This window comes from Neobacillus sp. NPDC058068 (genome assembly GCF_042885335.1).
In the GTDB taxonomy this organism is placed as follows: domain Bacteria; phylum Bacillota; class Bacilli; order Bacillales; family Cytobacillaceae; genus Neobacillus.
This window is the reverse complement of record NZ_JBHVSI010000012.1, coordinates 76,642-89,525: the sequence shown is the minus strand read 5'-3', so window position 1 is coordinate 89,525 and position 12,884 is coordinate 76,642. Positions and strand designations below refer to the sequence as shown.

At 38.8% G+C, this 12,884-nt stretch carries 10 protein-coding genes; all 10 read right to left on the bottom strand.

The features are described from left to right. Positions 1–48 precede the first annotated feature (48 nt). The 10 genes from ACFVSW_RS15350 to ACFVSW_RS15305 all read right to left on the bottom strand — a co-directional run bounded on the left by ACFVSW_RS15350 (position 49) and on the right by ACFVSW_RS15305 (position 12,329). Positions 49–942, bottom strand: a complete 894-nt coding sequence (locus ACFVSW_RS15350) for a peptidylprolyl isomerase (RefSeq protein WP_387317539.1) — start codon at positions 940–942, stop codon at positions 49–51. A gap of 329 nt (positions 943–1,271) precedes the next feature. Then, positions 1,272–1,859, bottom strand: a complete 588-nt coding sequence (locus ACFVSW_RS15345) for a TasA family protein (RefSeq protein WP_387317538.1) — start codon at positions 1,857–1,859, stop codon at positions 1,272–1,274. A 168-nt stretch (positions 1,860–2,027) separates the two neighbouring features. Then, positions 2,028–4,319 (bottom strand): M6 family metalloprotease domain-containing protein, encoded by a 2,292-nt coding sequence (locus ACFVSW_RS15340; RefSeq protein ID WP_387317537.1) that lies wholly within the window; start codon positions 4,317–4,319, stop codon positions 2,028–2,030. Between the two features lie 1,480 nt (positions 4,320–5,799). Continuing rightward, positions 5,800–6,222: a collagen-like protein gene (locus tag ACFVSW_RS15335; RefSeq protein ID WP_387317536.1), complete on the bottom strand. Its 423-nt coding sequence runs from the start codon at positions 6,220–6,222 to the stop codon at positions 5,800–5,802. A gap of 64 nt (positions 6,223–6,286) precedes the next feature. Beyond that, on the bottom strand, positions 6,287–6,577 hold the full coding sequence (locus ACFVSW_RS15330) for a YjcZ family sporulation protein (RefSeq protein ID WP_387317535.1): 291 nt from the start codon (positions 6,575–6,577) through the stop codon (positions 6,287–6,289). A gap of 339 nt (positions 6,578–6,916) precedes the next feature. Continuing rightward, on the bottom strand, positions 6,917–8,305 hold the full coding sequence (gene rlmD / locus ACFVSW_RS15325) for a 23S rRNA (uracil(1939)-C(5))-methyltransferase RlmD (RefSeq protein WP_387317534.1): 1,389 nt from the start codon (positions 8,303–8,305) through the stop codon (positions 6,917–6,919). A gap of 103 nt (positions 8,306–8,408) precedes the next feature. Continuing rightward, the gene (locus ACFVSW_RS15320; RefSeq protein ID WP_387317533.1) at positions 8,409–8,837 is read right to left on the bottom strand and encodes a hypothetical protein; all 429 of its coding nucleotides are present in this window, start codon (positions 8,835–8,837) and stop codon (positions 8,409–8,411) included. A gap of 70 nt (positions 8,838–8,907) precedes the next feature. Further along, positions 8,908–10,266, bottom strand: a complete 1,359-nt coding sequence (locus tag ACFVSW_RS15315) for a sulfurtransferase (protein ID WP_387317532.1) — start codon at positions 10,264–10,266, stop codon at positions 8,908–8,910. Positions 10,267–10,530: 264 nt separating this feature from the next. After that, complete coding sequence (gene pdaA / locus ACFVSW_RS15310; RefSeq protein WP_387317531.1) at positions 10,531–11,298, bottom strand: delta-lactam-biosynthetic de-N-acetylase; 768 nt, start codon at positions 11,296–11,298, stop codon at positions 10,531–10,533. 65 nt (positions 11,299–11,363) lie between these two features. Further along, a complete protein-coding gene (locus ACFVSW_RS15305; protein WP_387317530.1) occupies positions 11,364–12,329 on the bottom strand; it encodes a nuclease-related domain-containing protein in 966 nt (321 codons plus the stop codon). Between the last annotated feature and the right edge of the window lie 555 nt (positions 12,330–12,884).

The following is a 12,884-nucleotide window of genomic DNA, read 5'->3' as shown; positions in this document are numbered from 1 at the left end:
AACTACGACTTTTTTGTCATACTAACCAGTCAGTAATGACCAGACATTTTAGTGGAGCTTTGGTTGTTGAGGTTCTACATCCTTAAATACATCTTTAAATGCATCATCTTTAATTTCAATTTCTTTATTCAATTTGTTTAATATCTCCTGTACCGGTTTTGCCTCTTTTCCCAGCAGTGTTTCTCTGATTTGATCTTTCACCTTGCTTAATGGCGTTTCCTTTCTATCTGTTACCTTAATAATGTGATAACCAAACATTGTCTTAACCGGTTCGCTCACTTCATCTTTTTTCAATTTCATAGCCGCCGCAAGAAATGTCGGGTCCATTTCCTTGCTTCCCCCGGAAAGATAGCCCAAATCTCCGCCTTCTGCTGCAGTCACCTTATCCGTCGATTGTTTTTTTGCCAATTCAGCAAAGTCAGTTCCTTTCTTTAGTTCCTGTTCAATCTCTTTAGCAGTTGACTCCTTATCCACGAGAATATGACTGGTTCTTACCTCCGTGTATTGGTCTTTATTTTGTTCATAGTAATCTTTTATTTCTTTATCTGAGACTTTCACCCCGTCTGTTGTTGCTTTAAAGAAATAAATGGTTTGTTTAATATAATCCTTTAGTTCATTTTCATTTTTAAAGCCCTGTTTTTCTAGGAACATTTTAAATCCATCTTTATCGCCGGCCTCTTCCTTTATAAGGTCCAGCCGTTGATTCACCTCTTTATCAGACACCTCATATTTGCCCTTCAAAATTTGCATATAGACCAACTTCTGAATCAATTCTTTTCCCCGCTCGGAACTGATTACTTCTTTATATAAATCATCTTTTGCGATAGTTCCATAGTCCGTTTTAACAAGTACCTTGCTCCCTTCGCCTGAGGTCAAAGCCGAACAGGCACCAAGTAAAAATAACAATGATAAAATGGCTAAAACCATAATTATTTTCTTCAATTATCTTCACCCCTACTTTTGACATATTTCCAAAGTCATTGTCGCTAACGGATCTTACTTTGGTTCACCATCCAAATAAACAGCTAACTAAGCCTTAAAATGCCTTCGATATTTTTATTTAAAAACGTTTCTAAACCTTTTTAAATGAGGCGGGACAGTTTCTTTAACTGTCCCAGCCATTCTATTGTTTTTGTTTCCTATGAATCTCATTATTTCGCGAAAATCGAGGAAATAGATATGACCCAACACGACCATACCCTAGTTCAAGTTTGATAGGGAAGTGTCCAAATTAAAATAAGTAAGCTGCACTAACGTACCTTTTTTTAATCTTATAGGTCTCTGCCGGCGCCTTGTGTGGCATTAAAAGTCCATTTTAGATTGAGCTTATCCCCCTGGAATTGGTTTTGATTTTTCCCGTTATCAAGAAAATTGAACTTCACTACCAAATCATGTTCATCGCCTGCCTTAAGAATGCCACCATCTAGAGCTTCATTAAATATCTTTTCTGACACCGCTTTTGGGCTCATACCCTTTAGCTGATCTAATGTTGTTTTGTAAATGATTTCATTAAATTGGTCCATATTGTACAGAAATTCCACTTCAATATACTTGGCGAAATCCTCCGTGTTATCCCCTTTAGCATCAACCACGGTATACGCGGTATCCAACGTCACGTTCTTGATATCCAGTGTCCCTTCATTATGCAGTTCAAAGATACGCGTCATCGTGTCTCCAGGCGCGATGTTTTCGATATTGATGATTGTTGTCGGTTGAACTGACAAGTCGAGCGTGCCCGCCGCAAACGTATTGTTCGTAACTTCACTGTCACTAAAGTATGCGTAAGTTCCCCCCCCAATTAAGGATACCCCCATTATTCCTGCCATAATTCCCATACCTAATTTCTTTTTGAAACCCATATTTATTCCTCCTTAAGTTTTTTCCCCTTTTCAGGGCTTTTATTTTTATTGTTATGATAAAAACAATGAACAACAGTACCGTTATTGTGTTACTACCCTTTTAGATTGTTACCCTTTGTGCCGGGAGGCCCCGGCACAGAAGGTATATCCTCCAACAGTAAATCTAACCTATTGCCAAACCTCAATCATTCCATCAGCATACGCCTTCAAACTGTTATACGCCTTCGCGGAGATCACATTCGTATCTTTATCATGATCCAGCAACACTTTAAAACTATTCATTTGTTTGATAACCTTATCCGTGGATCCTGTCTTTTCAAACAGAGCAACACCTGCCAAATGGTTTTTCAAAGCTTGTGCTGCTCCTGTATTGAAGGCTCCCGATTTGTCAAAGCTTTCAACAACGGAACCAAGACCAGTTGCGCTTAAGCTGCTTGGCAAAAGATTGGTCTCGACAGCGTTTTTACTAGAGTCTGTCTCTGAATTGGCCGTGAAAGTAAGGTTAGCCGGGGCTGTCTTGCCCTTCGGAATTTTCACGTATACTGGTACATCGACAGTTTCTCCTGGTTCCACAGCCACTACGTTATGCTGAAGTTGAACTGTCCAATCAGCACCTGTGGAAGCGTTGACACGAATAAGATCCTTTGCTGCGCCTGTATTAGTGACATTAAAATGATAGACTGCGACTTTGCCCTCAACGGCAGGTTGTACTGTGCTAGCGCTTACATTTACCCCGCGCTTGTAGGCACCTGCGCCATCAGTGTTACGGACGGCGACCTGATAATGAAGTGCGCCTTCAGCATCTTTGTAATTTCCTAAAATGTAGAAATGAAGTTTATTGTACGGATCAACGTACTCACTAACAACAGTGTCATTGCCGATTGAACCCTCGAACTTTCCACTGACCAAAGTTTCTCCCTTCCCTGCATGGAATAAAGAGTCGGCAAGCTGCCGCTCATCCCCTAAGGAAAACATGGCTGTTGTGCCATCAGGTCTTATGAAATCAGGCAGATTAATATCTTCCGGATGGGAATCAACTACCCAAATGAACGGGGCACTCTCCGCATTTTTCGTTTTGGAAATCAATACACCGGAATCGGATTGGAAGGAGTCTGAACCGACACGATCCACCACTTCAATGGTGTAGTTATTGTACAATGCTCTTGAAGGCATATCGTTACGCCAGTCACCTGTAAGGTAATTGGTTGGTGTTAAATCGTTCATGCTGATGTTGATACCGTGAAGACCAGTGCGGCCAAACTTGCTTCCGACGGGCACCTCGCGGGAGATAATATCCGCAAACAACGGCCCAGAGTCTTTTATAGCATCACGGTTTATCTGAATGATTTCATCATTGGAAAGGAATCCCTGTTTCAACTTATTTCGCAATGTATGCTCCGCCGGTGAGGACCCACCTTGGGTGGAAGGAATAAAATAACGCGTATGCGGGCCGCCCGGGCCATTGAAACTTCCGCTGCTCATTAATTCCCAATTTCCCGCATAAGACCGGGCCGGAGGGTTACCGAATGGATTGTTGTAATTATCACCAAGAGTTTGTAGATGACCGAATTCGTGAGCAAATGTAGCCAAACCATTACTTTCGCCTTGAATAGAAACACGAATCGTTTTGCCGTTGATCTTTGCACTGGATGCGGCAGACCAAATCGTTTTGGCTGCAAAATAGGAAGTCCATGGTACATAACGAGTCTTTGCCCAGTTTGGCGTATTTTCAAATCCAGGTAAATCCTTCGGCGGTCCAAATTCGTCAGGCACTGCATCTGGATTTAGAAACATCATTTCACCGAATTCCTGCCATACGGCTGATTCGGCATAACCCGCATGAAGAATGAACGCAAAGTCATAGTCAATTCCAGATGCGCTTAGATCGGCCATGGCCGCATTTATGCCATCCTGAAAAAGGTTTCCGCTTGGATAGTTCTTTGGCAATGTACCAGGGTTCATGCTGTCAAGCCCGTACTGAAATTCGTTTTTGCTCAAACGGTATGGACCAAAAGCATCAAGAGTAACACCCCATTTTCCGTAGGAGTTCTCCTTCCAAACACTATCCATCGTTTGATAGTTGTTTAGGACGCTGGGCTTGGTGAGATAGTCCTTAAAAAACTCAGGAACTTCCTCTCGGGGAATAGATCCGACACCTCTAGGGTTCCCGGCCGGATCGGAACCTTCGGGTTGGCTAAGGATAAACCCTTGATCAGGAAAATCTACTACTATCAACGCTCCCCTTATTGGCTTCTCCGGTTTGATGTCCGAGGTGAGCCAGTTGATTCCCGGAATCGGTTTATAGTCATTCACTGTCATATTATCTGAAAGAACCCAAGACTGGGGATCCACATGTTCGGGCATTTTATCCAGCCCTGGCTCCGCTGCAAAAGCGGATGTTGAAGACAACGCAAGCAATATCGTGGTTGATAATGCGGCAAACTTAATTCTCAATTTCAAAGTAATTTTCCTCCCTCTTGGAAAATAACCTACTTTTTATGTAGGTGTTTGTTTTCGAACCCCCCTGATAATTACGTTATGTCGTCATTTCTTTATCGTTAATAGCCCCTTTGTCACCTCCTTTTACAGTTAAATGCCTTACCTGGGTTTATCACCCCCCTCAAAGCCATAAACCATCTAGTCATTAATCGGACAACACCTACAAAAAATGCCAACACTTCATGAAATCTACTATTTTGATAATCTTGGAAATTTGCAAATAGAAGAATCTTCTATGAGAATTTTGCCATGCGCATAAATATGATGATGACTTTATTAAATATTTAATAGATTCTTTTAAACTATGTTGTTAATTTTAAGCATTGCTTAGTGAAAATTTCGCTAGTTATTGTCATTAAAAAATTTTTTAAATTGACAAAACCCTACATACAACTTGTTTAATAGTTAGGAATCGACGTATTTAATGGTTACCTTTCAAAGTATTTGTCAATTGTTCATGAGTTTTGACCTGTTTTGTAGAGAAATTTTTGGTATAAAAAAACTTGTCGATGTCTTTAATGATCAAGCCCATGTAGAGCCTGACATTTTATGCCCCGGGATATTGGCATGCTATGGAATAGTTAGACCAGTCGATAGATACTGAATGTGAAATGGTCCATAATTTGGATCAAAGTTAATACTTCAGATATAAATGCTAATCTAAGAATGTCCAAAAATGATTGTATAAAAATGCAGAGTTGGAGGATCAAAGACATAATATTACCAAGGTGAATATTGTTCATATTATGTCACTTTAATAATTGCCACTTTTATTCACTCGAATGGGGCTATTATTAGCGTTTGCCTTTTGTTGATTATTTACGGAAACTTGTGTCTTCGAATCTATCAGGTTTTTCACTAGTGCTGCCCTGGAGTCCGGGCATGGGTAGTAATCGAAGACACGAACAGTGGGGAAGTGGCAAATATCAAAAGCCCTCTTTTTAAATAACCTGTCCCTTGCAGGTTCTTTTTACAAATCTTTGCCCAATATCTTCCTGACGTTGGTGTTACTTAAAGACCGCAACATGTTGCCATTTATCAAACATAAAATTCGAGTAGATGTTGAAAACGTTAAACGCCTTTTCGGTTATAGAACCACTTCCTCTTTATTTTGTTTGAAGGTGAAATGCATAAAGAGTCGTGCACAAAAGATTTATATAGAGATTGTGGCCGTGGTATGCATTTTTAAAAGAATTGTCGAGGGTATATTTGAGGAAAATGGGGAGTCGTTCTTGGTTAAGTAGCATGTAGGTCTCTTATCGTGACTTAATAAGGCGGTTGCCAATATTAAACAAACAAAAACACCTGCATTTTTTCTGCAGATGCTAGATGATGGATATTATTTGTTTTTCCAATAAACATTTTTCCGTTATACATAATCGTAGTGCCTTTCACCATTAACAGATCTACGCGCTAAACGTTTTTCTTGTTCTCTTAGTTTTTAATAACACGTAAACGAAATAATTCTCCTTGTATCAATGCCAAAAATCATCCAGGATATACCATTCCATCTGAAACCAGCAACAGATCTTGGACCTACGAAAATGGGATAAAACCAAAATCCTTCACCATTGCTGAGCCAAATAAAAGTATTACGAAACAGGCACAACCTAATTGCTCCTGGATCAACAGCAAATGGTGAAGCAGCTGCTTGTTGAGGAATAAATGGTGGAGGAGGAGCAGTTGGAGCTTGTGGAATTTGTAATCCTGGTAGACCTGGAAAACCTGATGGTCCCGCAAACTCAGGTCCTGGTAAGCCCGGTAAACCTGATAGTCCCGGAAACGAGGGCACTGGTAAACTTGGAAATTGCCGCTCCAATTGCTGATCATAATTTATATAGGAGTAAACTGTCTGATTATACATTTAAAAGATCACCACCTTATCTTAAATAAATCTCTAAAGTATTTAATAGATACAGTCACATCTTTTAACCACAGAAACAAACTGCACCAACAATGATTAATAAAATAAATAACACTACTATGAGTATAAAATCACCGCACCCACGTGCAGGAAAACAATCTGCATAAACAGGAGCTGCATAGGAGTAAGACAATGGAGGTTGGGGAATAAAATTTACGCCAGAAGTCATCGGTAATGCATTTGGAATTGGGAAGGCATTAGGAATTGGGAAGGCATTAGGAATTGGTAATGCATTTGGAATTGGGAAGGCATTAGGAATTGGTAATGCATTTGGAATCGTGAAGGCATTGTCCATTTTTTACACTTCCTTTCGAATGTATGGAGAGCTAATACGCCATTACACTATATATTACACTCAGAGAGGAAATTGGAGCCCGTCTATTTAAATATGGGCATGACTTAGTGACGATCACTTTTAGTAATGAAAAAACCATAGAGTGGCAGGCTATTGATTTCAAAAGAAGAAGGTTAAAGCCAAACGAGATGTTCTGTGGGAAAATAACTATCATCTTCAGTAAAGAAAGAAAAGGTAGTTTCATTTCTTGATTGGGGTTTAATAACTATCATAAAAAAATAAACCCTTCATACCAACCGGATGAAGGGTTTATTACTTGAGAAGGCAACGCCCAGAGGGTTAGTTGCCTTTCTTTAAAATGAGTTGCGAGATACACTCCACATGTGCCGTCTGCGGAAACATATCCACTGGCTGGATATACTTAACCTCATATTTCGAGCTTAAGGTTTGGATGTCTTTTGCCAACGTCGACGGGTTGCATGAGACATAGATGAGTTTTTCTGGCTCTACTTGCAGGATGGTTTGAAGTAGTTGACCGTCGAGACCTGTTCTTGGCGGATCGACTACGACGACATCTGGTTTCCAGCCTTTTTTGACCCATTTTGGCAGGACTTCCTCTGCCTTTCCAGGTACATATTTAGTATTGGAAAATCCGTGGCGCTTGGCATTTTTCTTGGCATCTTCAATCGATTCTGGGATTACGTCCATTCCGCGGATTTCTGCTGCTTGATTGGCAAGCCATAACCCGATGGTTCCGACACCACAGTAGGCATCCACCACTTTTTCGTTACCTGTTAGTGCCGCTGCTTTTTTCACTTCGTTATATAGCTTGATTGTTTGAACTGGATTTAACTGAAAAAAGGTTCTAGCGGATAGCTCGAATTGCAGGTCACCCAGTGTTTCTTGAATAAATTCTTCGCCTGCGAGCGGTACTGTTTCCTCACCAAAAATAAGCGATGTTTTTTGGCCGTTAATATTTTGGACGATGGATTTCACATTTGGCAAACGTTTTTGGATTTCTTCGATGATAATCTCGATTTTTGGAATCTCTTTTTGTGAAGTAATTAGCACAATTTGAAGTTCACCTGTTTGCACCCCGACGCGAGTGACAATCGTTCGGATGATTCCCTTTCGTGACTTTTCATTATAAATAGGGATTCTTAATTCTTCTAAAATTTGTTTCACTTTTGCTGTCGCTTCATTTGTTTGCGAATGCTGAACTGCACAATGCTCAATGTCAATGAGTTGGTGTGAATTAAGTCCATATAGTCCGGCAAGGACCTTGTTATCTCGTTGAGCAACTTGAAAACTGCTTTTATTCCGGTAGCCCCATGGATCCTCCATGCCAATCGTTTCACGGATATCAAGCTTGTCGATTGCCAGCTTCGTATGGCGTACTAGAGATTGAATGACAATGTCCCGTTTTTCTTTGAGCTGCTGGTCATAGTGCAAATGCTGAAGCTGGCAGCCGCCGCATTGATCATAAACCGGGCACAGCGGGAGCACTCGGTGCGGGGATTTAATCCGAATCTTTTTGATTTTCGCTTCAGCAAATTTAGGGTTAATTTTTATTGCCTCGACGACCACCTCTTCACCTGGGAGGGCACCCGGAACAAAGACAACTTGTTTTTTAAAATAGCCGACACCTTCGCCATTAATGCCAAGCCTTTTTATCGTTAGTGGGAATGTTTGATTTAATTGGATTTTGATTCCTTGTTCTGTTTTCATTTTTTCACTCCAAATTTTTGGATAAAGCTTGAGTTCCATTTTTATTTTCCCCGTATTATAGCATGATTCACAAAGAAAAACCGAATTCTAGACGAAATTCGGTTTAGGTAGCTATTGATTGTTGTCTGAAGAATTTCATGATCCAAACATATTGAACGGCTATTACAACAAACATCCCGATGATAAAGAAGTGATAGGCCTCTAAATCCGCACTGAATTGCATAAAAATGATTCCAATAATATTAGCAACTGCAGCGATTATTAGCATAATAATTTTCCTCCAGCTTTTCCTTTTAGTAAGGAGAAGCAGTAAACAGGTAATTGCTCCTATCCCCAAAATAATGGTATATATTAGGGTTAATTGAGGGGTAAAATAGCTGGATTCAAACTGTTGCTTTTTAAAAATTAAATAGCGGGCAACCCCCATTTTTTTAGCTGATAAATTTTCTAGGACAATGGCTAATATGATTCCCGAAAATTGCAGCATTGTAAGCAATGGGTAAAAGAAGAATGTTTTCATGGCTTTAATCATTAAATCATCACCTTTTTCAGAAGAAAAAGACAATACCAATCGTCGTATTGTCTCTCCATTAAACATATTATTATTTCTTATTTGGTTCACCTTTTTCAACAGGATTGGATGGGTCCATACTCCATTCATTCCAACCGCCATCGTATAGCGTAATATTATTTACCCCTAAAACGTCGGCATAAAATAATACTTCCGCTGCTCTCCAGCCAGTTCCACAATAGAACGCCATTTCTTTATCCGTGTTAATTCCATCTTTTTCCCACATATTTAAAATTTCTGCGCCGCTTCGCATTGTATTATCGATATTTCGAAAATCTTCAAGTTTGCTAGAATCGGAGCCTGCATGTCCCCAAACAGACCCGGCAGGACGCCCTTTTGCCTCGATATAATCATAACCCGATATTTTTCCGATATATTCATCCCAACTTCTAATATCAACAAGTGTACCATTATTTTTATTAGCTTGAATTGCTTTTGCTTCTGGCAAATCAATAATATATTCCGGATTAGCAGGAATGACCGTTCCAAATGCTGTAACTGATTTCTTGGTATTCACCTTTTTTTCCACTTGGTAACTGCCATTTTTCCAGGAGGTAAATCCTCCGTTTAACACCCTAACATCGGTAACACCCATGTATTTTAAAATAACTGCTGTACGAAAAGCAGGCATGGAATCGGCGCCATATAGAACGACAGTCGTGTCCTTTGTAATCCCATTTTTTAAGGCGAACTTTTCAAGCTCTTTGTCCTTCAGACGATTCCATACAGGCCCTTCCTCTACCTCATCCGTATTAATATGGACAGCACCTGGAATATGGCCGTTTTTATAATCCTTGGCTTCATCACCCCAGCTGACTTCAAAAATTTTATAAGGATTTCCGTAATTTTTATTGTTAATTATATCATTGACCCATGATGATGGCACAAGCATTTCGTAATTAGGATAGGCTTCTAATGCCAGGTCTTGGTTCTCTGCCCAATCTTTCACATCATATTTATATAGATTTTTAAAACCTTTATCTTGTAAGTATTCAGCAACGTTTTGAGCATCTTTTCCGTTTGCATCATAAAGAACGACGTTTTTGTCGGTGGTAATTCCTTTACTTTTTAATACTTCTGTTAGTTTTTGATCTTGTTTATCCATTTTTACCTTTAGCCAATCAGCGGAGAAATCAACGGCGTCTTTAATATGGCCGCCCCTTTTAACCCCATCTAATGCCCAGCCGTTAAACGCATCATTTGCTCTCGTATCAACAATTACCCAGTCAGATTTTCCGATATTTCCCTTCAGTTCGTCTGTTTTAATACTTTTGGTTACTACTGATGATTCCTTTTTATTTTTACCTGCCGCAGTATTATTCGAACAGGCTGAGAGTACTAAAAGACTGCCCAATAAAAGATATAGGATTGCCTTTCTGTTTAACACCATTTTGTATTCCTCCTATAAGTTTGTATCTGTCAATGCCAGAAGATTATAAGCATAACTGTTCATGATTTTCACCATTAACAATAGTACAAATTTAGATTCCTTTTTCATTATAAATAAATGTTATTCTAAAGATAAATACATTCTATCTATTAAACAAATGGATACGAATCGATTTTTTGATTAGTACTATAACGGTGTTGTTAAGCGCCTGTAAATGACGTCGAAAAAAGCCGAATTGCTGGCAAATTCGACTTTGGGTAAGTGCTATTTTTTCTTTGTTAAATCGTTAAGGCTTTTGAATTTATAGCCTTTCTTTTTCAAATCTTGGATTGCTTTTTCAAGTGCATCTGCGTTGTCTTTCGAGACGGAGTGAAGCAACAGTACGCAACCAGGATGGATTTGTCGCATAATATTGTCGTATGAGTATTGCCACCCTCTTTGCTGGTTAACATTCCAGTCAACGAAAGCGAGTGACCAGAATACGTGCGTAAAGCCCTCATCTTTTGCAATTTGCATCGTTCTTTCGCTAAAAACCCCACGCGGTGGACGTAAATACTTCATTTTTTTTTGACCCGTTAATTCTTTTGTTCTTAGTTTTACACGATTGAGCTCTTCGCGGATTCTTTCATTACTCACCGCTGTGAAATCGGGATGATGCCAGGAATGGTTGCCAATAATATGCCCTTCTTTTACCATTTGTATTACAAGTTCCGGTTGAGAATTTAAAAAATGCCCCGTCACAAAAAAAGTGGCAGGTACCTTTTCCTTTTTTAAGACCTTCAGAATTTTCGGAGTATAACCATTTTCATAGCCGCTATCGAAGGTAAGGTACAAGGTCTTTGAGTTAGGATCACCTTTGTAAAATGCTCCATATTTTTCAAGAAGCTGATCATACTCCGCTCCTGCATCTGCCGGCTGTTCATTTACCGCTTTTTTGAATCCCCAGTGAATTGGTTTATTGGGTACTGATGCGTATGTAACATTCGGTATTAGTAAAAACAGCATACTAAGGATGCCTAAATATTTTTTCATCCATGTTCCCCCTAATTTATTTGTTTATATTGTTTGTTTTATGGGGGAAAAACATTATTAGCATATTAAGGAAATGGCTGTGACTGATGGTAGATTCGACCTCTTTTTGTACCTGTATAGGGAAGGTGTAAGGAAGGCAGTCTTGATGTTGTTGTTCTAGAAGAAGGCATTTGTAGAAATTTTCTTATTTCAGGATTGCTAAATGAGGGTTTTACCAGCAGGAAGTAATCATTTATCCCGTTTAAAAAGGCATCTTTTGAAAACAAAAGGCATTTAGGGCATATCCATATTCCTCTTCTGTAATCCATAGGGATGTGCAAACATCTTGGACATTGAACCCCTGTGATTATTTCATCTATTATAATTTGAAACAATTTTAGGATATCAATTCTTTGAGGAGTATGTAGTGATAATAAAAGATTTGTCACTTGGCTAATTGTCTTTTGATTAATCTTTTTTTCACTATATCTTTCCTCTAGTTCATTGATTCTATTTAATAAATCATAGGCTTTTATGACTTTTCGCTCGGCTTCTTTGTAGTTCGGTCCGATTATAATTTCAGTAGCCGGTTTGCAAACTGCGACAAGATTTTCTATTGGAATAAAAGGTATTTTATTTTTATCAAATAAATTTCTTAATGAAATTTTGTGCCGATTTACTTGTGCTACTGGATTTTCATAAACCTCTCTATTTTCTCCATGTTCATGGATCAATTGATTCTTATCGAATCTCAACATTCCTGAATGATTTTTAGCATCAATAATAAGAATGAGCTTTTGTGAAAAAAGAAGTGCGTCGATTTGGAAGAAGGTAGGTCCTATTGGGAGGCGGAGACCGTAAAAAATGTGGTACTTGTGTTCCGGGATTTGATCTAGATAATATTTTAATGTTTTTTCTCCATTGTATCCCGATTTTAATATTCTTATTTTGGACTTGATATCCGGTATTTTCTCATGAGTTTCTGTTACCCTTCTTTCCAATGCCTCCGCTTGAAGTAAGAAGGTGGGGGGAGTTAGTTCCTTTTCATTCAAAATTCATTCCTCCTTAATTGTTTTAGGAATATCTTCAATAGAAATTCTGGAAACTCCTACCCGTTTTAAGCAGTTTTTGTGACATTTTTGTGTCTATTTCCTCTTATGAAAAATTTCCGCTGCTTGGTTAGTCCAATTTTATTAAAAATAATTTGGATCCGTGTAGCTTATTACATATTTTTAATTACTTACGACGTATTTTTAGCTGCTTACAACATATTTCCGGTCACTTACTACCTATTTTTCAATACATACGACATTCACTGGATATTAATTGGTAATTACCTCGAACCTCGAGAACTTATGACATATTTTTAGCTGCTTACAACATATTTCCGGTCACTTACTACCTATTTTTCAATACTTACGACATTTACTGGATATTAATTGGTAATCACCTCGAACCCCGAGGACTTATGACCTATTTTTCCCCACTTATGACATATTTCCGGTCACTTATTACCTATTTTTCAATACTTACGACATTTACTGGATATTAATTGGTAATCACCTCGAACCCCGAGGACTTATGACCTATTTTTCCCCACTTATGAC

What these genes read in the sequence shown, in the direction of transcription:
- ACFVSW_RS15345 (WP_387317538.1), bottom strand. Translation starts at nt 1,859, where the DNA reads ATGGGTTTCAAAAAGAAATTAGGTATGGGAATTATGGCAGGAATAATG.
- ACFVSW_RS15335 (WP_387317536.1), bottom strand. Translation starts at nt 6,222, where the DNA reads ATGTATAATCAGACAGTTTACTCCTATATAAATTATGATCAGCAATTG.
- ACFVSW_RS15330 (WP_387317535.1), bottom strand. Translation starts at nt 6,577, where the DNA reads ATGGACAATGCCTTCACGATTCCAAATGCATTACCAATTCCTAATGCC.
- rlmD (WP_387317534.1), bottom strand. Translation starts at nt 8,305, where the DNA reads ATGAAAACAGAACAAGGAATCAAAATCCAATTAAATCAAACATTCCCA.
- ACFVSW_RS15320 (WP_387317533.1), bottom strand. Translation starts at nt 8,837, where the DNA reads ATGATTAAAGCCATGAAAACATTCTTCTTTTACCCATTGCTTACAATG.
- ACFVSW_RS15315 (WP_387317532.1), bottom strand. Translation starts at nt 10,266, where the DNA reads ATGGTGTTAAACAGAAAGGCAATCCTATATCTTTTATTGGGCAGTCTT.
- pdaA (WP_387317531.1), bottom strand. Translation starts at nt 11,298, where the DNA reads ATGAAAAAATATTTAGGCATCCTTAGTATGCTGTTTTTACTAATACCG.